The sequence below is a fragment of the Acetobacter fabarum genome, assembly GCF_029069195.1.
Taxonomy (GTDB): domain Bacteria; phylum Pseudomonadota; class Alphaproteobacteria; order Acetobacterales; family Acetobacteraceae; genus Acetobacter; species Acetobacter fabarum_A.
In genome coordinates this window covers 38748-59038 of record NZ_JARDYK010000007.1, presented here as the reverse complement: position 1 = coordinate 59038, position 20291 = coordinate 38748, and the positions used below count along the sequence as shown (strand labels likewise).

At 53.2% G+C, this 20291-nt stretch carries 22 protein-coding genes; 7 read left to right on the top strand and 15 right to left on the bottom strand.

Annotated features, from left to right (window positions below; translation table 11 throughout):
* Window positions 1-19 precede the first annotated feature (19 nt).
* Together PY793_RS09720 and PY793_RS09715 are read right to left on the bottom strand one after the other, a co-directional pair.
* Window positions 20-451, bottom strand: coding sequence for a hypothetical protein (locus tag PY793_RS09720; protein ID WP_342356425.1), 432 nt, complete (start codon window positions 449-451; stop codon window positions 20-22).
* 294 nt (window positions 452-745) lie between these two features.
* Window positions 746-2884 carry a heavy metal translocating P-type ATPase gene (locus PY793_RS09715; RefSeq protein WP_212367846.1) on the bottom strand — a complete coding sequence of 713 codons (2139 nt, stop codon included), beginning with the start codon at window positions 2882-2884 and terminating at the stop codon, window positions 746-748.
* 75 nt (window positions 2885-2959) lie between these two features.
* Here PY793_RS09715 and PY793_RS09710 point away from each other — a divergent pair, with 75 nt between their 5' ends.
* The 4 genes from PY793_RS09710 (at window position 2960) to PY793_RS09695 (ending at window position 5440) form a co-directional block, all read left to right on the top strand.
* Window positions 2960-3403 carry a MerR family transcriptional regulator gene (locus PY793_RS09710; RefSeq protein ID WP_212367843.1) on the top strand — a complete coding sequence of 148 codons (444 nt, stop codon included), beginning with the start codon at window positions 2960-2962 and terminating at the stop codon, window positions 3401-3403.
* Between the two features lie 148 nt (window positions 3404-3551).
* Window positions 3552-3929, top strand: coding sequence for an IS5 family transposase (locus PY793_RS09705; RefSeq protein ID WP_253518723.1), 378 nt, complete (start codon window positions 3552-3554; stop codon window positions 3927-3929).
* A 412-nt stretch (window positions 3930-4341) separates the two neighbouring features.
* Window positions 4342-4980, top strand: coding sequence for a DUF433 domain-containing protein (locus tag PY793_RS09700; RefSeq protein ID WP_095350432.1), 639 nt, complete (start codon window positions 4342-4344; stop codon window positions 4978-4980).
* Complete coding sequence (locus PY793_RS09695; protein WP_218831238.1) at window positions 4973-5440, top strand: PIN domain-containing protein; 468 nt, start codon at window positions 4973-4975, stop codon at window positions 5438-5440. The genes PY793_RS09700 and PY793_RS09695 overlap by 8 nt, the downstream gene beginning before the upstream one ends.
* A 179-nt stretch (window positions 5441-5619) precedes the next feature.
* On the opposite strand, the gene PY793_RS09690 is transcribed toward PY793_RS09695, so the two are convergent.
* The 5 genes from PY793_RS09690 to PY793_RS09670 form a co-directional block, all read right to left on the bottom strand.
* The gene (locus PY793_RS09690; protein WP_275177877.1) at window positions 5620-6255 is read right to left on the bottom strand and encodes a hypothetical protein; all 636 of its coding nucleotides are present in this window, start codon (window positions 6253-6255) and stop codon (window positions 5620-5622) included.
* A complete protein-coding gene (locus PY793_RS09685; RefSeq protein WP_143221944.1) occupies window positions 6252-6944 on the bottom strand; it encodes an HNH endonuclease in 693 nt (230 codons plus the stop codon). The genes PY793_RS09690 and PY793_RS09685 overlap by 4 nt, the downstream gene beginning before the upstream one ends.
* A complete protein-coding gene (gene repC / locus PY793_RS09680) occupies window positions 6941-8287 on the bottom strand; it encodes a replication initiation protein RepC (protein ID WP_275177876.1) in 1347 nt (448 codons plus the stop codon). Before repC ends, PY793_RS09685 begins: the two co-directional genes overlap by 4 nt.
* 378 nt (window positions 8288-8665) lie before the next feature.
* Window positions 8666-9442: a transglycosylase SLT domain-containing protein gene (locus tag PY793_RS09675; RefSeq protein ID WP_244896500.1), complete on the bottom strand. Its 777-nt coding sequence runs from the start codon at window positions 9440-9442 to the stop codon at window positions 8666-8668.
* A complete protein-coding gene (locus PY793_RS09670; protein WP_095350427.1) occupies window positions 9408-9878 on the bottom strand; it encodes a hypothetical protein in 471 nt (156 codons plus the stop codon). The genes PY793_RS09675 and PY793_RS09670 overlap by 35 nt, the downstream gene beginning before the upstream one ends.
* A 134-nt stretch (window positions 9879-10012) precedes the next feature.
* On the opposite strand from PY793_RS09670, the gene PY793_RS09665 reads away from it, so the two are divergent.
* Window positions 10013-10957 (top strand): DsbC family protein, encoded by a 945-nt coding sequence (locus tag PY793_RS09665; protein ID WP_275177875.1) that lies wholly within the window; start codon window positions 10013-10015, stop codon window positions 10955-10957.
* Window positions 10958-11540: 583 nt separating this feature from the next.
* Here the strand turns inward: PY793_RS09665 and PY793_RS09660 are convergent.
* From PY793_RS09660 to PY793_RS09630, 7 genes are all read right to left on the bottom strand, one after another.
* Window positions 11541-11822, bottom strand: coding sequence for a type II toxin-antitoxin system RelE/ParE family toxin (locus PY793_RS09660; protein WP_275177874.1), 282 nt, complete (start codon window positions 11820-11822; stop codon window positions 11541-11543).
* On the bottom strand, window positions 11819-11998 hold the full coding sequence (locus PY793_RS09655) for a CopG family transcriptional regulator (protein WP_275177873.1): 180 nt from the start codon (window positions 11996-11998) through the stop codon (window positions 11819-11821). Before PY793_RS09655 ends, PY793_RS09660 begins: the two co-directional genes overlap by 4 nt.
* Window positions 11999-12416: 418 nt before the next feature.
* Window positions 12417-12887, bottom strand: coding sequence for a hypothetical protein (locus PY793_RS09650; RefSeq protein WP_275177872.1), 471 nt, complete (start codon window positions 12885-12887; stop codon window positions 12417-12419).
* A 16-nt stretch (window positions 12888-12903) separates the two neighbouring features.
* Window positions 12904-15171 carry a DotA/TraY family protein gene (locus PY793_RS09645; RefSeq protein ID WP_275177871.1) on the bottom strand — a complete coding sequence of 756 codons (2268 nt, stop codon included), beginning with the start codon at window positions 15169-15171 and terminating at the stop codon, window positions 12904-12906.
* A 39-nt stretch (window positions 15172-15210) separates the two neighbouring features.
* On the bottom strand, window positions 15211-16605 hold the full coding sequence (locus tag PY793_RS09640; protein ID WP_275177870.1) for a hypothetical protein: 1395 nt from the start codon (window positions 16603-16605) through the stop codon (window positions 15211-15213).
* Window positions 16606-16641: 36 nt separating this feature from the next.
* Window positions 16642-17793, bottom strand: coding sequence for a hypothetical protein (locus tag PY793_RS09635; RefSeq protein ID WP_275177869.1), 1152 nt, complete (start codon window positions 17791-17793; stop codon window positions 16642-16644).
* Entirely contained in the window at window positions 17793-18368 is a 576-nt protein-coding gene (locus PY793_RS09630; RefSeq protein ID WP_275177868.1) for a hypothetical protein, read from the bottom strand. The genes PY793_RS09635 and PY793_RS09630 overlap by 1 nt, the downstream gene beginning before the upstream one ends.
* A gap of 458 nt (window positions 18369-18826) precedes the next feature.
* Between PY793_RS09630 and PY793_RS09625 the strand changes: the two genes are divergently transcribed.
* On the top strand, window positions 18827-19156 hold the full coding sequence (locus tag PY793_RS09625) for a hypothetical protein (protein WP_275177867.1): 330 nt from the start codon (window positions 18827-18829) through the stop codon (window positions 19154-19156).
* Between the two features lie 152 nt (window positions 19157-19308).
* Here PY793_RS09625 and PY793_RS09620 read toward each other — a convergent pair whose 3' ends face one another.
* Window positions 19309-19635, bottom strand: a complete 327-nt coding sequence (locus tag PY793_RS09620) for a hypothetical protein (RefSeq protein ID WP_275177866.1) — start codon at window positions 19633-19635, stop codon at window positions 19309-19311.
* Between PY793_RS09620 and PY793_RS09615 the strand changes: the two genes are divergently transcribed.
* Window positions 19634-20281 (top strand): DotI/IcmL/TraM family protein, encoded by a 648-nt coding sequence (locus PY793_RS09615; protein WP_275177865.1) that lies wholly within the window; start codon window positions 19634-19636, stop codon window positions 20279-20281. The two genes, PY793_RS09620 and PY793_RS09615, sit on opposite strands and share 2 nt — an antisense overlap.
* The last annotated feature ends 10 nt before the right edge of the window (window positions 20282-20291 follow it).

The following is a 20291-nucleotide window of genomic DNA, read 5'->3' as shown; positions in this document are numbered from 1 at the left end:
TGGATGACTCACGTCCCAATCATTGAGGAATAATTGGCTTGTTATGCGTCACGCGCGCCGCCAGATCGTTCCATAAATTCGTGGTCACGAGGTTTATGTCTGCTTTGACTGACGAGGGGGATTGTGTACGAGAGAAAAAGGAGAGGGACATCCGCTCGCCAATCACAAATCGTCCTTGGGCATACAGCATGGCGGAGATTGTTCCCTGCCGCCCTTGCCCCAACGGTCGTTTGACGGTGATCCGCATATGTGGAGGTGGGGCTGCTATAGTCTCAAATGCCTGCACTTGCAGGGCGCTGGAAGGACAGGCCACCCCACCCAATACTGCTTCACGCAATACGGAAAATGGGTACCCACCATAGGTGCCATCAATATGCAGGCTAATGCCTTGCCCGATAGTTTTGCAAATATCTTCTGTAGCATCGTCTGCATGGGCCAGTCGGGGGCTCATGCAAACCAGACTCAGGATGATTACCCCATAACGGGCGAGCTGGATTGCGCTGTTGGTCTGTTCTCGTTTGTTAGTCACGTTCATGTCATCCTGTTGAAAGTCATAACCTTCATAACAGAGGAAAATGACGTGAACCTGAACGGCAGGGAAAAGGTAGAAAATCAGGCTCGCAGGGTATAGCGACTGTTTGCCTATGTCAGGCATGAGAGTGTAGGTCGACGACCCTTGCTCTCATGCCTATTTTGCCCCTTGCCTTTTGTTGCTGGAGCATCAAAGGGCAGGGGGCAGGCTCTCCTAACTTTTTTGAGCAAGCCCTGCGGGTTTTGTGCGTAAAAGCCGCAGGGCGTTCAGGGTTACAAGAACAGTGGCGCCGGTATCGGCCATAATGGCCAGCCATAGGCCTGTCATGCCAATAATGGTTGTTACCAGAAAAACCCCTTTCAACCCGAGTGCGATGGATACATTCTGCCGGATATTGCCCATGGTGGAGCGGGCAAGGCGAATAAGGGCCGGAATGTCTGTAATACAGTTACGCAGTATGGCGGCGTCCGCGGTTTCCAGCGCAACATCTGTTCCCGATCCTATGGCAACACCAACTGTTGCCTGTTTAAGGGCTGGGGCATCGTTAATGCCGTCCCCCACCATCATAACCGGGCCACGTGCTGCCAGTTCGCGGATGGTCTGCTGTTTCTGCTCCGGCAGCAGTTCGGCTTCGTAATCCGTGTGCAGCAGGGCTGCAATGGCTGCGGCTGTGCGTTGGTTATCTCCTGTCAGGATAATGGGCGTGACCCCAAGGCTGCGGAGTTGCCGTATTGTTTCCTGCGCATCCTGCCTTGGTTCATCCCGTAATCCGATCAGTGCCAGAGCCGTGCCGGTATAAAGGACAACAACCGTTTTGCCTTCACTTTCCATGGCAGTGGCCTGTGCCGCGGCTGTGCTGGACAATGCGCCATCCTGCATTGCATGCCGGGGGCTGGCGATTGTTATGATCTGCCCATCAAGTATGGCAGACACACCCTTGCCCGCAATGGCGCGGCTATCCTGCACAGTTGGCAGCGCCATGCCTGCCGCCTTGCGTACAATGGCCTGAGCCAACGGGTGGTTGGAGGCTTTTTCTACTGCTGCGGCAAGAGCAAGAACTTCGGCCGTAGAGTGCTGATCCAGGCAGAGAATATCCGTTACCTCGGGCTGGCCCATGGTTAGGGTGCCTGTTTTATCCAGTGCAACCGTTTTGATTGCCGCCGTGGCTTCAATAACGGCACCGCCCTTCATAAGCAGGCCGTGCCGTGCCCCAGCGTATAGAGCCGATGCAATGGCGGCAGGGACCGAGATAACCAGAGCGCACGGGCACCCAATAAGAAGCAGGGACAGGCCACGATAGACCCAGACCGACCACGCCTGTCCAAAAAACAGGGGGGGAATAGCTACAACCAGTGCAGACAGAACTACAATGGAAGGCATGTACCAACGGCTGAAGCGGTCAATAAACCGCTGTGTTGGTGCGCGTGAGTCTTCCGCCTGCTCAACCAGCCGGATAATCCGGGCAATGGTATTGTCTGCTGCTGCACGCGTTACCTGTATCCGCAGGGCTGTTTCGTTATTAATCGCCCCTGCAAATACCGGGTTGCCCGGCCCACGAGTTACGGGCATGCTCTCACCTGTTACGGGGCTTTCATCAACACCGCCAGTGCCAGAAATGATTGTGCCATCGGCAGGGATACGGTCCCCCGGCCGCACAATAACAATATCGCCGGGCACAAGTTCTGCTGCTGCGACGTCTTCAAGCATGTCGTTCTTTTCGCGCAGGGCCGTTTTGGGTACCAGCGTGCTTAACGCCCGAATGCCGTCGCGCGCATGGCTTACAGCAACACCTTCAAGCAGTTCGCCCACTGCAAACAGAAAGACAACCAGAGCTGCTTCCTGCGCGGCGCCAATAAATAGCGCACCTGTTGCGGCAATGGTCATCAGTGCTTCAATGGAAAAAGGCTGGCCTGCACGGATGGCGGCAAAAGCCCGTAAGGCAATGGGGATAAGGCCCGCAAGGCACGCCACAATAAAAGGCCAGTTCCCAGAAGCCGGCAGCAGAAGTGTCAGCCCCCATGCCACCACAAGCAAGGTTGCGGTGAGCTGAACCAGATGCCCTTTTCCTGTTCGATACCAAGGCGCGGCGGTTTGTGTGGTGTGCTCGTCAGACTCAGTGCGCGCACCGCCGGCCTGTGCAATGGCTTCAATACCGTAGCCAAGGTTTTTTACCCGGTTTTCAATGTCTGCCGGGGATGTTGCATGCGATGTTGACGTAACCCTGAGTTTTCGGGACATGAGAGATATTTCAACCGCCTCAATGCCGGGTAGCTGGGCGACGGCTCCCTTTATTTTTGCAGTGCAGGATGGGCAGTCCATCCCTGTTACGAACCATTCATGTGTATCCGGCATTTTATCCTCCTGTCCCAACGAGAGAGAATGAGATAGCTACATCCTCTAGTAGCTAGAGGTTCAAGAGGATTCTGCATGTTAAGTATCGGAAAACTGTCTGAGCTGACTGGTGTAAAAGTGCCAACCATTCGGTACTACGAGCAGATCGGGCTGCTCCCCAAGCCGGAACGGAATGAAGGTGGGCAGAGAATTTACAATAATACCAGCCGCGAACGTCTGAATTTTATCCGCCATGCGCGCGAACTAGGGTTTCCGCTGGACGATATTCGTGAATTGCTGGCTCTGTCGGACGACCCCGACCAGAGCTGTGACGCCATTGACGCCATTGCTAAGCGCCAGCTTGCGGAAGTGGAGCACCGCCTTGTAAGGCTGAAGGCTCTGCATAAGGAACTTGAGCGTATGATAGTACAATGCACCTGTGGCACAGTGCAGACATGCCGGGTTATTCAGGTTCTGGGTGATCATGGCCTATGCGTGGCTGATCATCAGAAAATCATGTCTCATGATATGGGCCAGTAATGCGGCAAATGCCTGGCCGTTCGAAGCGTCTGATGCTTGATGCAACACATCTCAAGGCACACCGGACATAGGCGTCCCCGCTCAAAAAGGGGCTTTTCCTCACCTTATCGGACGGACAAAAGGCGGCCTGAACTCAAAACTTCATGCCGTGTGCGATGATCAGGGCCGAGTTGTCCGCCTTCATCTGACTGCTGGACAGGTTAGTGATTTCAAAGGCACTGATGTTCTGCTGGTGGACCTGCCGGATGAGACAGAGCAAGTCATCGGTGAGCGGGGATACGACAGCAATAAAATCAGACAGTCTCTCACAGACCGGAACATCACCTCCTGTATTCTGCCGAAGAAGAATCGGAAATCAAAGCCACCTTACAATTCGCATCTGTATAAAAAGCGGCATCTGATCGAAAACATGTTCGCAAAGCTGAAAGACTGGCGACGGGTGACAACGCGATACGACCGCGGCACTCATACATTCATGTCCGCAATCCACATCGCAGCAAGCTTCATCTTCTACCTCAAAGAATGAGTCCTGAGCCTAATCAATACCCCCTATTTTGTTGGCATAAGATATATTACGCGATTAATATGTACCCGGGCAAAGTTAGAATTTTCACCCTCAAAAAAGCAGAAATGTTCTATTTGACGTTCTCCCCCTTAATAGAATGTACCAACTTAATTTGTATTATGGGGTAAATTCTGGTGCCGACTGTATGGTCGAGGTTGGGAAGCATCGATTAGCCTCGTGCATGGCTTGTCCGATTACCGTGGCGACCTCGTTTGGCAATGGGTTTGGTCCTGATGATCTGATTGTTGCTTTGCCGATTGAAACGTTTCAACCTTTACCCCGGTGATAGTTCGCGGTGGCTCATTGCCTGTTGCTACATTCGACTTGCAAATCTTTTAATCAATCCCTATTTTGGGATTGATTGGAGGTACAGATGGTAGATATCCAGCCCGTCACCGTTCGCGAAGCGCAATTTCTGATCGACATGTCCGAAAAGGAAATCAACCGGGCCATTGATCGCGGTGAGGTCGAAAGAGTCAGCGATCCCGCAGAAACGCGGCACACTCTACGCTTACGACGACCAGCTCGGAAAATCGGCATGTCCGAGCTTCTGTTTCTGGCCTTGGAAAAGCAGATGCACGCGGATTTAACGCCAGCAGGGCGCAAGAAACTATATCAGGCATTCAAGAGAAAGTCCGCAAAACAGCAGACCATAGAGTTTGGTCTGTTCAAAGTCAGTCTCACGGATATTCAGAAGGGCTTTATTGACAGATACAAACAGCTCCATGACGCCAAAAAAGAAATAATGGAGCAGGATGGATCCGATCCTGTCATCAAGGGCACGGACATTTCGGCTTATCGGATCGCCGCTCTGACGCAAGGGCAGACTCTAGAACATATTCTGGCGGATTATCCGACACTCTCCAAAGATCAGGTTCAAGCCGCGATCGCCTACGCAGCGGCCTATCCGAAAGCAGGTCGTCCGTATCCGTCCCGGAGCTTCCGGCGGGCCGCTGACTCATTGGCGGATATGGGTGTTTTTGACGTCATAGAGACTGGGTCTGATGCCTGAGTTCATGTCGCGGCTTCTGTATCTTATTGACACAAACGTCTTTAGCGCAATGGGCAGCAAAGGGAATGCCAATGTCAAGGCATGGTTGGACACAGTAGATGACGATCAATATCGGATTAGTCCGATCGTCTATCAGGAGATGCGGCACGGGCGGGAAAAACAACTAGCCGACCTCATTAGAAAAAATCAGGATACATCACAGGTCGCCAATTATCTTGCAGCTTTGGACCGGTTCGAGCAAGATTTTGAGGACCGGCAAGTGCCGATCACAATGGCAATATCTGCCGAGGTTGCCCGTATGTTGGGCGCCAAGAGCAAAAACTACTGTGATGTAGTGCTTGCAGCAACCGCACGCATTCACGGTTTGATTGTCGTAACGCGCAATGTAAAGGATTTTACCGGTCGGGACGTAGACTTGCTCAATCCATTTGATCTGAATCCACAAGTCCAGCACGTATGACCCGAAGACTTACAAATAGCGACACTCGATTGAAATGCTCCAATGACCACTACTGATCAGTTGCAAATAATTGGGATAATTAAAAAACTGTCCATCACGCATACCCTCTATCGGTCTCCGTCCCATCGACAAAGTTCCAACATTAGTATGCAAGGCTCACTTGTGAATGGACGAAAATCCTATTCCGGCTGTCCCGTCGACAAAGCTTGTTTCCATGCGGCCAGCATCACCACGTTTTCACCTGATGAAACAAAAGGTTTTGTCGCATGGGAAGCCGGGCCTAAACGCGCAGTCTCTGTTGACCTCTTTCGCTCTTTTTCCAGCGCACCAGTACAGGCCTCCCATGCGCCAGTGACCCATTGTCCGGCAAACCAGGCCTGATCCAGCATAAGCCCGGCCGTCTTTCTTTTTTCCCGAAAACTCACATCACCAAGGCGCTGCTCAATACTGGTCTGAGCCGTAATCTGCTCAACCTGAAACACTTCGTCTCTGGCAGATGTCATCATCTCCAGCGAAGCATCAACGATCCCCTGAAGATCCGCGCGTAGCCAGATCTCCATCTCTTCAGCATTCTCAACGTCATACCCGGCGATAAGAACCTTGATCGCCTGACGCGCACTTCTTTGTATCCCGGCCGCAGATCTGGGCTTGCTAATCCCGGCATCTTTCAGGAATGCGGCCACCGATTCATAAGACGGCGCAAGCTGGATGACAGCCTCAACAGTTTTCTCCTGCTGGCGTTCGCGCCCCAGGCGGCGAAGGGATGTTCCCAGAGTAGAAACCTGATCCGACATGAATCCTCTTTTCTGCATCACGAACGAGAATAGGTCCGTCGCGCCAGTTGTTCCAGCGTCTTCTGGGCAGAGCCGGCATTCGCTGGTCCTTCTGCACTGATCGTAAAACCAAACTGCCGTTCAACCCAGCTCACATCGCACGTCCATTTCCACCGGCTACGTTCCTGCCACTGCTTTAGAGCGAGTTGTGCGCAGCTCTGTGCCTCGGAACGGCTCCAGCCATTGATGGTCATCATCCACTCAAGCCCCTGCTCTTCCCGACCGGTGGCCATTGTTCTTCCCCAGTGGCGCACTTCATGGCAGCGTGGGCAAAGTCCAATCACCCCTTTGAGGGTCTGTATCTTGCGGTTGTCATCATAAGCCCAGCCTTCATCCGCCTCGACAGGATGTTTTTCACCCTGAAGGCCGCAGATACGACACCGATGTCCACTGCGCTCATAGGCCCAGCGCCGGACCACATCCCAATTTCCCCGTGCCAGTAATGCGCGAAGGTTCCATCCCCATAAAGGCTGCGGTACCATCCATGGACGAACATAGGGTGGATGCCGATCCGAGCGGTAACGATAGGGAAGATACTCACGTAGAGCGTCAATTTCCTGAAACGCTGGAGATACGGCATCCACCACGAGACCGCCGATTTCGTGGTTCCAGAACGCACCAAGAGCTTTCAGTCGGCCAGCATGGCCTTTTGGGATGCACAGAGGAATCATGGTCTGACATCTCCTCGTCTTCCAGACTTCAGGCGCTGCATTTTTGGGGGCACTGGCGCCATGTCCACTCGCTCGACACCATGGATATCACGGAGCGCATACAGACTGCGGTCAAGGAACAGTGTGTTGCGTGCCCCTCTATCCACGAGCGAGCGGAAATACGCGTCAGGGTGGCGGATACTCTCACCATGATCCCGGCGCGCTGCCATGACAATAACGGCGACTGCGGCTTCAAATTTACCCAGAATGGCGCACCCAACACGCCATGACTGGAAGCTGATGCCGATCTGACCGGAGAGCTGCTCGGCAGCATCTGCAAGTTCGTCTCTGTTCGGTGTGGACGTTGGACATAAGTCACGCAAATCCGGACAGACGGATAGATAGAACATTGCAGTTCCCCTGAAACCACGCAGCGCCGATCTCTCACGGTTCTCTCCCAGGTCAGTCGGAGCCTCCTGCCCTGCACACCGCATTGTTTCAATGCGATTGCGCCTTTTGGGCGCTACTACATCAACATCTAAGGTTTGATTGTTTTTTCTCTCTGTATAGTGGGTGCCAGTCTGAGCATCCATGGGTGCCACTTCTGGGGTACATTTTGAAGCATTATGGACAGGTTCAGAGCTGTTTTCCGGCACCTTATCCACAGGTTTGCCCGCCATCTGAACATTCGCGAATAGAGCCTTCATGGCATCATAATAAGCAGTCAGGGTCTCGGTCTGCTCAGTACCACGGCGTAGGCGCATGATCCGGGCAGCTTCCATGGCTACTGCCTGATCTCCTGACGCATCGGCCGACTGGCGAACCGTTTCATTCAAATCAGCAATCGCATCACGCAGAAAACTCACCTGAGAGCGGCGGCGCTTCTCTTCCTCCAGCTTTCCCAGAATACCCGGCCAGCGGTACCGCAGCGCGCCAAGATTGAAACCGACCTGTATTTCCCCTTCAGCTCCTTGCCAGCGCTTGCCTCTCTGCCCATTCCGGCCGTCACAGGGCACGAGCATCTTGGCCTCGGCCAGCTCCCGGACCGCACGACGCAGAGCCGTGAGCGAGAGCCCCGTCCAGGACATCAGAGTGCTGTTGTGGGCATAGATGAACGGTGTTTTGAGCATCTCCCAACTCTCCGTCGGGGTCTTCTCCACCATGCGTAACAGCAGAAGATAGGCATTCCGGCTCAAGCCGAGCGCACGGGGAAGCGCACGCAGCACGTTAAGGAGCGCGTACTTCTCCGGGCAGTCCGGTGGAGGCTGCATCAGCTCGTCTCGTGCCTCAAGCATGGCAGGCGTCAGAGTGCGCTTGCCGCGCCTGCGGAGCACGCAGGGGGTCTCAGTATGAAGTGGAAGCACTGGTCGTGGCTCCAGCAATGTGGGTTAGATCAACACCTCATGCCGATGACACCAGACAAACCTTCCCCGTTCGCAATTTGCTTGCGTTCAAAAACGGGTGGCGCTATAAGGGAGGTAATTGGTTTTCCCCCTTATAGCTGAGTGTCTTTGGTGCCCTGGCTTTTCCGGTTTGCCGACCGGGAGAGGCAGGGTTTCCTTTTTGGTGCTTACGTCATCTGAACGGCGGCCCTCTGTTATGCCTGTGGGACTCTGACTCTGAGCCCGCGCAGACCAATAGACACTCATGACCTAAATTATTGATATTGCACAGACTTGACCGCGCTGATTTGGTAAAAATCTTCACGGAGTCTGTGTGATGCGTGATCTGCGGATAGGACATCATGATGTTGTGACCGCTTCAGACGCACCCGTACCCATTCTCTGAGAGACGGTTGCGTAATACTGACCAACGGTCCAGTTGCTCATATTGTTGGCGGCAAGGGTTTTGGCAGAAACAAAGTCGCTCAACGGGCGGGAAGAGTTAGACTCAACCGCCATCTGTGACCCGGCGGATGGCCCGAACATATAAGCACCATAGGCCTGAGCCCCAGTCACAGAGTTATGGGTGCTCCGCGAGACAGATGTCGCATAGTCACTGATAATGGCACTGGCCACTTTTGCCTGTGCCGCGGGATCATTTCTCTGCGCATCACTCACGCCGGCTTTCGCGGCATATTCCTCCCAGGTGCCGTTAGTAATCTGCCACACACCCTGAGCTGAAGACGTCGCATTCCCTGTATTCTGATAGTGACTTTCTATCTGTCCAAAGGCTGCAAGTGTGTCGGGGTTAATCCCGGCCGCCTTTGCTGCTGCAACAGCATCTGAACCGTAAGTCTGCTTCAAAAGGGACGCCATGGCGTCAGTATCGCCCCACGCCCCGGTATAGCTGGAGGTCTGGGATGTCGCACTGGCCTCGCCTGATGTTCCGCCACCGCCAGAGTACACAAACGTAGGTGCTCCTGTTTCGCGTATGCTTGGGACAATCTGCTCATATCCGCTTGCTCTGGCGGCATGCGACAAAGCACATACCACCAGCAGCAACGCAGGGCCTGCCATGCGTGCAGGGTGCATAAGAATGATCTTACTGGTCGGGGTGGGTGAAGAGGACTGTCCCATCAGCCCGTTCCCCCGTCACGACACAGCCCACGGGGTGTTCAGGATTCAGGGGTTTGTATGGACCAAGTTCCGATGACGGTATCCATGCCGTATGAATCCCATTGAGGAGAACCTGTCGCCAGCCTTTGACTTCGTTGTCGGTCACTGCCAGCTGAAAACCAGCCTGCCCCACTTTCCTGGCATGGACGTTAGGAGCAGCATACAGAGGGCTCGTCTCACTTGCCGGACTCATGCAGGTGGCGGGCATGGGGAGAGGTTTCTCCGTGCTGGCCTGTGCTGGTGGGTTTACAGGTGGTCCCCAGTTGCGGGTACCAATGTCCTCCTGTCGCTCCTGTGACAGGCGATCGAGATCTGTTGCGGAAAGATGTTGGGCAAAAGCAGGCGTACTGAACCCCAGCACTCCAATTGCGGCTGCGATCCTGATGTATCCATTCATGACTCGTTGTCCTTCAATGTTGTCAGTCGTCTAAGACCATCATCCCATAAGCATATGTGAATAAAGATATTCACGTTTTGTTCTTTCCGCATTCACAAACGCATCTGACAGAATGGTCTTAAAGGAGATATCCCATGAGACACTTTCTGTTGGCCACCTCTTTGCTTCTTGCGCCCCACATCGCAATGGCGGGTCAATGTCCAGCACCACCGCCTGTGGAACCGCCCTCTCCTACGGCCGTCATCGTGCCAGAGCATAACACGCAGGCTCAACCACGGCGGTTGAGCGCAGAGGATATCGGCAGAAGCCCTGCGTTACAGCGAATTTCGAGCAATGGCGCCGCACTCTGGGAGATCGGTGACGCGATGTCCAATCACGGGCTCCGGGGAATTTTTGCTAAAAAAGGCCAGACTTTCAGAACCTTTTACCTGACCCCAGATATGCAGGCCGAAATCGGTGGCGTGATGTGGGATGCCTCGGGCCATAACATCACGCGGGATACGGTGGCCATGATACAGGGGGTTATTCCGACCATTAACTGGCAGCCTGGACATACCAACACGGCGAACCCGGGAGTTGGACAAACTGAACATCCGAATGCGGCGCATACCGATGCGACAAACATTGTCGCGTCCGCCAGTTACGGTCTTTATGGCCACGCGGATGCTCCTCGCCTTTACATGATTGTCGATCCTCTTTGCCCCTGGTCAATCAGGTCCTTGCAGAGCCTTCAGTCCTATGTAGACAGTGGACAGGTCCAGATCGCCATCGTCCCGATCTCCATCAATGACTATGAAAACAATCATGCCAGTACACCTGCGGCTCAGGCTATGTTGAGCGTTGGACAGGAGCAGATGATTGATATCTGGCGACAGATCATCGTTCAGAACCACGCGCCCTCAGATCTCACTCTGACAGAGGCGTCAGGGGCCAAGCTCCAGCTCAACCTGCAAAAAGCACATATGATTGGTCTGAGAGGTACACCGACCATCGTATGGCAGGACAAGCAGGGGACTTCGCATGTCCAATCGGGCCTGCCTGATCATCTAGACCAGTTTATCGCGAGCCTTAAGTCATGAAAAACAGCAAGCCGCGCAAACGGATCAGCCGTATGATCGTTTGGCTGTCCTACCCTCTTTATTCACCGCTAGCCCGAGGCATCAGCCTCTTCCGAAGTGGCTCTGAACTGGTGCGACATCTGCCAGAACACGCAACTGAAGCAGATACGACATCCCCGCAAGCTATCCTGCAAGATCAGACACAAAGAGGAGCCGCACGATACAGAACCCGTAATTACGGCATATTCTGCGGGTCATTGTTGATGATGTTCGTGACAATTTGGTTCTATGAGGTTTTCTGGGAAGGACAATCCATACTCGGCCCGGTTTGCATACAGATCTCTGCTTTGGTCTGTATGCTGAGTGGGCAGTTTGTTTTTTTCAGTTTTTCCAATTGGACAATCCGTAACGGCCGCCCCGGGTCCTTCTCAGAGTATATAGCCGATGGGCGAAACCTCTGGCCTCGATGAAATCACAACTGAACCAGAGGCTGAGACGCTAAGATTTCCCTTGGGAGTGGCGCGTTGCAGGATGCTTCTGGATATGCCCATGTTTGAGCCGCCTGACGCTGGCTCAAACATGAGGCCCAGAGTGGTCAACATTCTTAACGGTCCTGGGCACTATGCCAGATCCGCAGGATTTCGACGGAAGAGCAGGAAATGCGATAGACGATCACATATGGCCAGCACGAAACCAGCTCACGCGTGCCAGAGACGAGGCCGGGGCGGCCACGCTCTGGAAGGTATTCAAGGCGGTCGCATGTAGCGACAATCTGGATAGCAACCCGGCTTGCTGCTGCGGGGTTTTCTTCGCCTATGTGGCTTTCAATCCGCCGAATATCATTGAGGGCACTGCGGGTGAACTGGATGGCAAACGTCGTGCTCATTCGCAATTGGGGGGTGGCTTTTTGTGTTCAGTCCCCCAGGACAGGAGCCATTCCCGAACGGCAGAATATGGAACCGTATGACCTGCATCTGCGTCGGCAATACCTTCCTGCACAGCTTCTATGAAAGCCGCTGTTTCAGCATCATCATCATGATGTGTAATCGGGGCGGGACTCATGAGGTGGTTCCTTTACGAGCTGCCCGGCTTTCTCTCTGCCGGAAGGTGAGAGTATCAGTTTCTGTATCGAAGATCATGCGGTAATCCGTGAGCGCATGAGGATATCGGGCTTAACCGCGCATTGTAGCTCAGAAAGTTCCGGCCTGCTGGACTGAATGTTGGACACTCCATTGAGCATGTTCGTAATCCGGCCGACCGGACTGATCTACAGGATCAGCAGGTTTTACGATGGATCCGTCATATGTTCCTGTAGATGGCGCCCAGCGGGCGGGAGTGGATCCATACGGTGCATATGGGTCGTAGAGCGACTGAGCAACTTTGGGTGGTTTTATCGGCCGACTGGAGCCGGTATGAAGGTTGCCATGTGCGCAGCCCGCCAGCGAACACAAGACCAACGATAACAGAACAACGCGATGTGTCATACGCTCTGGCTTTTCTTCAGTGCGTCAAGTTCGGCCTGCAAAGCTGCATTTTTCTGTTCAAGAGCAGCTTTCTCCGTTCGGAGAGTTTGGTTCTTGTCCAACAGTGCGTTGTGTTTATCAACTAACTCGTTAAATTTCGCCCGCAAAGCATTACACTTATCAACTATCTCGTTGTATTCACGCACCTGTTTTTTAGAGAGTTCTTTCCAAGCAGCCTCACGGCGTTGTGTCGCGGCTTCATATTCTGCAACGCGATTGTACACATCATCTAGGTTTCTTTCGAGCCTATCCACACCCGCAGCATATTCATCCCGGTTAGCTGTCATGTTTGCCAGATTGATCTGCAATGACTGATTTTGCCTGACAACATGGGTGTAGTCAGCCACAGAAACGCTATTGCGGCCTTGCTGTTGAATAGCATTCCGGATCTGGCCGAGCTGGAGCGGGATGATTGAGTTACTACTCATGAAGATAAGCCTCCACTCAGGCGTCTCTAAAAGATGACGTGCTCATTTGAGCGGCAGTTGTTGAATCCATCGCGGGTGCACCACCGGGAGGAGGGGGAGGGCCATCGTTGGGACCACCGCCACCTCCATTAGGAAATGTGTTGTCACTTTTAATGATATCCCCAAGTGAAGCAACACTTGATTTGGCAGGTTCTTGTGACGATTGGACATACGCATCACTATCCACGCGGCCAACCGCCCTGAAACCAGCCATATCAGGCAGATGATGGGGTAACGTGGAGATGAGGCGGAACGACAGTGTGGCAGTTGTCATTTCTGCACCCACATACAGACACATCAGAACCAGAATGCCGATCAGGTTATTGATCAGATAGCCATGATCAAACACAAAACCAGCGGCGACAACAAAACTTTTCATCCATATCCACGACAAGCCGGAAAAGATCGAGTAGCTGCAGATCATGCCAACCACCATTATTGATGGCCTGAAGATAATGGAGAAAAGAACCTCATAACCCCTGATGCCTTTACCGTGCACACCGTCCCCAGCAAAGGTCATGTGCGCCAGAAACCAGATGGGAGCAGCCACCAGGGCCTCAACCACAATCACAAGCCATCCGGCCACCCCTGCATACCAGAACAGGCAAGGGGTCATTGGAAGAATATACGCAAGTGTCACCCCCGGACCCAATAAGAGAAACGCTCCGGTGAAAATGGGAATCAGAAGCGCTGAAACAACACCGCTGAGCCCCGCAGCGGCAGTACCCGCGGCAGCACCTGCGACATCCCCTGTCAGCAGACTTGCAGCCCCTGCCGCGAGAGAAGCCGTGGCACTGGAGGCAATGGCAGATGCTCCGATTACGAGTAATGCGAGATCAATCAGGAAATGTCCCAGCCCGATCATGCTACTCAAAGGGTCTGTCCACCCTGACCCCGAACTCGGCATGATCAGGTAATTCATAATCGCCCGGAATGTCGCTTCTGACAGGCCCATATACCTGAGTACCTTATCCAGTAGTCCCATGGGTTCCTGAGAGATTGTCGCGTTTTCAAACATTCTGGGGGATGCCGATGGCGCATAGGCCTCGTCGCTCGCCGCCAGCATCTCATCCTGCTTGGCCATATATCCGTTTATGGCCATAAAAAACGGGGTAAGATCACTCTGCAGGTAGGACCCCGTGCCTTGCCACGACGGACGTTGTGTCGACGGTGTGATGGCAGCAACGGACTGGACTTCAGAGTTCAGCCTCGAAATTTCCAGATAGTAGGCGCCCAGACCAGTCCAGCCCATGTTTTTGAGCAATGTAACGCCGGAATCATTGTTCCCGCTATTACTGCCTGCCTGTCTGATTTTGGAAACGGCCGAAGAGGCGATCGCTGTGAGCTGAGCGGAGAAAAATGTGCTTTGGTTCGTGAAAACACTATCCAGAGATTTGAGGACAGTCATATCCCGAGTTTGCCACATCGAAGTGGCGATACGATCAACACTGGGACGAATATGGCTGATAACCTGCCGCAGGGCAGAAAGCTGCATCGCCCCTTCTTCAGAAAAATCAATGGTTGTGAGATTGAACTGTGGCGATAAAGCTCTGTTGGGTGAAGCCATGGATATTTTACCACAAACAGGAACGTTAAAGGAATCTCCATAGGCCATATCGTAAGTGACAGTAACGCGGTCGGTCATACCCTCTCCCCCCGTGATGGTGGGCTCGGGAACAAGGTTGCTGTTGTTTGAGGCCTTGTTGATCAGACTGCGGCATAATTCACTGTTAATGATCCCCTGAACAATCTGACGCGACCCAGGGATGATCGGGGTGGATAACGGCAGTGCTTTTGGCCCGACATTATCCACCACAACATCTTTGAGCGTTCTGGCCATGCCGATGCTTGCTTTGGCACTGCGCATGATCAGTGTCTGGCCAAGAGAGTAACCACCGTTTGACGTGACCGGGAACATCATGATGATGGCGCCAATCACCCGGATCGGGACCCATCCAGAAAAACTGGCTGAGAACACTTTTCCACTCTCAGCCGTTTTATGGATTTGAATGATAATCGAGTAAAAAATCCAAACAGACGCAATTAATGCAACATAGGCCGTGAACCATTGCAGCATCAGCCCTGTGGTCGTTTGCGTGGTCCCATCCATAGGGAAAATACTGTCCAGTATCTGGGCAGTAATATCGTCATTCGCCTGAAGCGTTGCCCATGAAACGCTGGAAAGGTTCACCTCGGCATGAGCCGAGGCGGAGAAAACACACACAAACGGGAGCAGGCCGAGCAAAAGCCCGACCCACCGTGTCACGAGAACATTACGCATGCCTCAATCCCTATTTGGTGGTATTATATCATTGTCTATTCCCAAAAAAACTTTTGCCTTTTGCACCAGTTTTTCAACAACTTCACCGATGGACTGGACGAGGTTCTTACCAGGCTCAAGCCCTGGCACGTCTTCCACCTCCAGTCCGAGTGCTCCCGCCCGTTGTTCGGCCATTTTGACTGCCGGATCCTCAGACGCGTTACGTTGCCCGGCCTCTGAACGCAGCGAGAGAATATTTTTCGCCATATCGCTCAGCGAACCGGTCAAATTCTCATAGACCTTTCGGACCTCAGGATTATTGTTTCTTTCCTTATAGAATTCCTGCCCCAGGTCTTCGTGTTTGCCGCCCGGTCCCGTTTCCATAAGAATGGCCTGAACAGTAGTTTGTTCCTGCCTGGCTGTCTTTTCCAGTTTTTCAAAAAACGGAGCTGCCTTCTCTTTGAGGCCCTGATGATAGGTTCTGGTCTGAGAGATATTCGCATCAATATCCCGAACCAGTTTATCTATCCGCCGTGCGTCGGCCTTAGCTTGCATTCCACCAGTCCAGTTCGCAAAGCGGCTGGCTGTTTGTGACATCAAAGATCCCTGAGAGGGAGACACCGGACCGCCGGGTGCTGGTGCTGAACCCTGTTGAACCGGTTGCGCTTGTTGCTCGCTGCTTTGTTTGTTTGCTGCTTGCGGTCTGGAATGCTCCTGACCCTTTTGCTCATCTCCACGCTGTGGTGGCGTTGGAGGAGTGTCAATGACAGGTTCTTCCTCTTCTGCCTTTCTCGAATTGTTGGCGTCCTGGTCTCGTGTTGCGCGATCTTCCTGCTCACTCAGGGTTTTATTCCCTTGTTCTGGATTGTCCTCGCTATGTGCCTGTTCCTGTTGAGCGCGATTTCCCTGAGTTGATGGATCCGGGCTGTTCTGTGAGGGAGGCGGCGCCTCAACCTCCAGTTGTGTTCCAGCTTCCATAACACGGTTAACAAGATTTGCTGTGGCCATCCCTACCAGCGTGGCTGCCTGCGTCTGTGGAGACATGCTGGCCACCTCCATCGCTGTGCTTCGAATATCCGAGACAAGTCGTTGGTCATGCATGTCAGGCGTGTGTGCAAGCAGCTGACGCAGGTCATTGTTCTCAAGACCGGGGTAGTGATTGGACATCTGTTGCAGCCCGGCCTGCAAGACGGGGGACAACGCTGGGGTCTGGTTCGTTCCACTAAACTTGGACCAGTCCTGAACCAGCCATGCAACCTGCGTCAGATAGGCGTGATCGGATTCAAGTGCAGGGTTGGCTTCGAGTTGGGTGCGCAAATTCTCCAGTTCCCTGGCCAGACCACGCTGGTCAGCAGGAACCTGTTCTTGCTGCTGGTGGAGATTACCCAGCAAGGCAGAAATCGAGGTTGAAGGTGTCATTGACAGTGTTCCGGACATTATGATCCTCCAGTAAAATTATGGATTGGGGACAGGTAGGGGGGTGAAGCGCTTGAGGCTGGCATCCGCCTCAAGAGCAAGGCGTTTTGCGGACACGAGCGCGGTCTTCTGCTGGAGCTTTAACTGCTGCCAGAGGAGCCAATTGCGCTGTGAGTCCAGCAAAGCGATCTGGATCAGGACAGACTTCTCACTGGGCATGGCCTGCAGGTCAGCCTGCCAGTCTGTTCCCGAGTAACGACGGTTGACTTCCAGCTCCGTGGCTTCCCACAAGCTTCCCGTGTCAGTCTGGGAGATGCCTTCTCGTTGGGCTTCCGCCTTCTGGGCAGCGGTCAGGGTGACAGTGCCAGCCCGCCAACTCAGCACATCATTGCCAATGTCATGAGCAAGGGAGATGGCGGCATTATAACTCCGCCGCCCCGGCATGGCCTGCTGGCCTTCAGGGGTAGTAATGGCATTGCCGCGCATGGCGGCCGGCACCACTGGCTGGATCAGGGTCGTTTCGTAATCGTTGGCCCGATCAATGGCTTTCTGATCAGTGTAGACAGGCGGTGTCAGAAGGCTGCTGGCGTCCTGATCCGCCCCTTTGAAGGCTGTATCGGCCAATGAGCACAGACCGGCCTCAGCTTCCGCATCATCACAGTATTTGGAAAAATGCAGGGAATTATTCGCCTGAGAAGCCTGCCCTGCCCCGGTCCATGATGGCGTGTTTCTTGCGGCCCGTGTTCGTGCATCCTTGGCAACATCAAGGGCCAGCTGAACGTCCTCAGCCTTTCTGGCTGCAACTATCGTGGCCTGCCCACCCTCAAGATTCAAACAGTCCTGACGGTTAACCGCATGTTCATCCATGATGTGCGCGTTGATCACGTCACGCTGCAGGCGGGCATTGACCATGTTGTTGGCATCAGCAATCTGTTCGTTTGCCCCGACCTGAGCCTTGAGGTAGTTCGTGATCTGGGAAAAGCCGCTCAAAGCAGAGAAGTTAATTTCAACCAGGGCTGCATCAAGAACGCCCTGCATTTCGGCAATCACGCTGTTCATAGCGCCCTGAAGCGCTGTAATCGCGCCGACAATTGCTGCGGTATCCACGCCAAACATGGCGTAAGCAGGTTGGGGCGCCACCGCTGTCCACAGGAAAAGACCAAACACAAAGGCCGCAGCGTAATTGCGCATCAGCTTCCTCCCGTCAGGCCGAAAGCCTGCGAAGCATCGCCAAGCGAATAGCCATCAGGAAGCTGGAGGCTCCCGTTAACGTCGTATGTGTTTGGATTGTCGGTGTAGCTATTTTTACCGTTAGTATTGACCCCTGTATTGATGAGTTGATCACCGCCGCCGCCAAAGTTCAGCGTTGGACATATGGACCCAAGACCCAGACCCAGATTGAAATTATCATCGAAACTGGACACATTAAGTCCGCACTGGGCCGCACTTTCCAAAGTCAGCCAGACGTTGGTCAGCTCCATGCAAACTTTGCCCATTGCGGCCTGGGCAATGGCCGCCAGGTTCAGACCATTTGTTAAAATATCAAGACCAATGCCGTTAAAGAAACCATCCAAACACGTGAACTTGGTCACGGACTCAGGTTGCTGGATCATCGCGTCATCTGTTTTAATCTGCGCTGCTTTTCCAGTAGCCGCAGCCTGTACCAAAGCCTGACATCCCGAACTGGCAGCCCCGGCCTGTATTGGCAGGAGTGCCAGGATGGTCATGCAGAAAAAGGCAGAACACAGCCTTGGAGATTGTCTCATTGCCCGCCTCCTGAAGCAGGGGGGCGGGCTTGTGTCGCATGCTCTTCTTCATGTGGCAGTCTGATTGCAAGAAGCACATCCTGTGCATACTCGCGCGTCAGCCACTCTTTCGGGCTCCGTGCAGTTTTGGACAAAGTCTGACTTTGTGACACCTGACATATTCCCTCGTTATGAACATGTCAGACAGAATAAAGCCCCCATATGTGAATACGGTTCGACGCGACAAACCCGCGCAAAGACCAAGTTCAGAAGTGGGATTTTTGTGATTCCGCCATGCGCCGGGTACATGGCGACCATACCAAAATGGTGGCCGAAACAAAAAACGGTACTATATCAACAACTACAGAAAACGGACTGTATTGGTGCTCCATTGCACAATGGCAAAAATATGGTGATTTGCCCCTGATACCTATGATACGGGGAAAAGATATTCCAGATGCGCAGAGCAGGAGCCAACCATGTTCAAAGCTGCCGGAGCAGCCAAGAGAGGGATTTTCCCTCGTCCTTTCTCAGGGACGGCAAGCTTATTCCAGTCTTTTTGGAAAACATCCGGCACGGATGAACAGAAGTCCCGCCCACGCTGGAGCCGCGATGAGGAACTTTACCTTGCGCGTGATTATGCAAGAGGGACAGAAGTTGGCTTTATCGCTGGACTGATCGGACGTCCGATTTCAGCCGTGCGGCGCAAAGCACTCCGTTTGGGTGTACATCGACCGCGTAGCGGTCGGGCGGCTAAAGCCGCCATTGCAATGAACGCCCCCCCCCCCCCCCGCACATTTCTGAACTAGAGGCAACCCTTTACCGAGGGTTCTCTTATCTTCTTTCTCCTGCTTCACGGTCAAAATCAGGCCGAATAATCTGGACAAATGACGCGATTGCCACTCTCGCTGGCCTTTGGAAGCGTCTTTACTCTCCCACCTGCATTGCACAGTTCTTCGGTTTAAAAACGACCGCAATCGCTGAGGCCGCACGGCGTGCGGGCATGCCTGATCGGCGTGGTCTGCCAATAATAAGCTCCAGCAAACATAGAGACCCTTTTGCTGAACCCGAAAACCAGACACTCGTCGGGATGATGGTTCAAAAACTGTGCCGCCTCACCAAAAAACTCTTTTTTGTACGCCCACGTGACACGCGCACTGTACACTACAGTTTTCAGGGCAGAATTGCGCTCAATCGAAGAGAGACCAAAATGGATGACTGGTCCATTGGTGGTTCGGTCTCGAATACTTCCAAAGATTTCCTGACCAAAATCAGTTTCATCTGACATGAAAAACACATATGCAGCGATTACACGCAGGTTGAATGACCCGGCATTCGCGCGGCAAGTCATCAAATGCATAATGATCGGTTTTTCCTGTTCACTGGGCGTGAACTGCCTTTTGGGATTCATCATTGCGTATGAAGTGACCCACAGGCCCAGTGTCAAATACGTTTATCATGACTCTTTTGGAAAACCACGCGAACTCATTGTTACGGATCAAGCATATTTCAGCGATGCAGAGATCAACAGATGGGCTGCTGATAAAGTAACCAGTCTCTACACCATGAACTGGCTGGACTATGCAGGACATCTGGATCATGCCTCACGCGATTTCACGGTCGCAGCCTGGAACTCATGGGGTAGCGCCTTTAGAGACCCCGGGAATATTGACTTCATCAAGTCAAAACAGGTGATCCTGACGGCTTCCCTGAAAAGTGCAGCACTTATTGTCGAAGAGGGAAAAAACAGACAGGGCGATTATGAATGGCATGTCTCATTCCCCATGTACCTGCGTTGGGTAAATGCTTCGGGGGAAAAGACCGATATTCTGTCAGTAAAAATTACAATCTCGCGGACCAATGATCCCCTTCATCCTGATGGACTGATCATTTCAGAGCTTAACGCCCCTCGTGCGACAAATGGCAGTGAATAAATGCGATGTC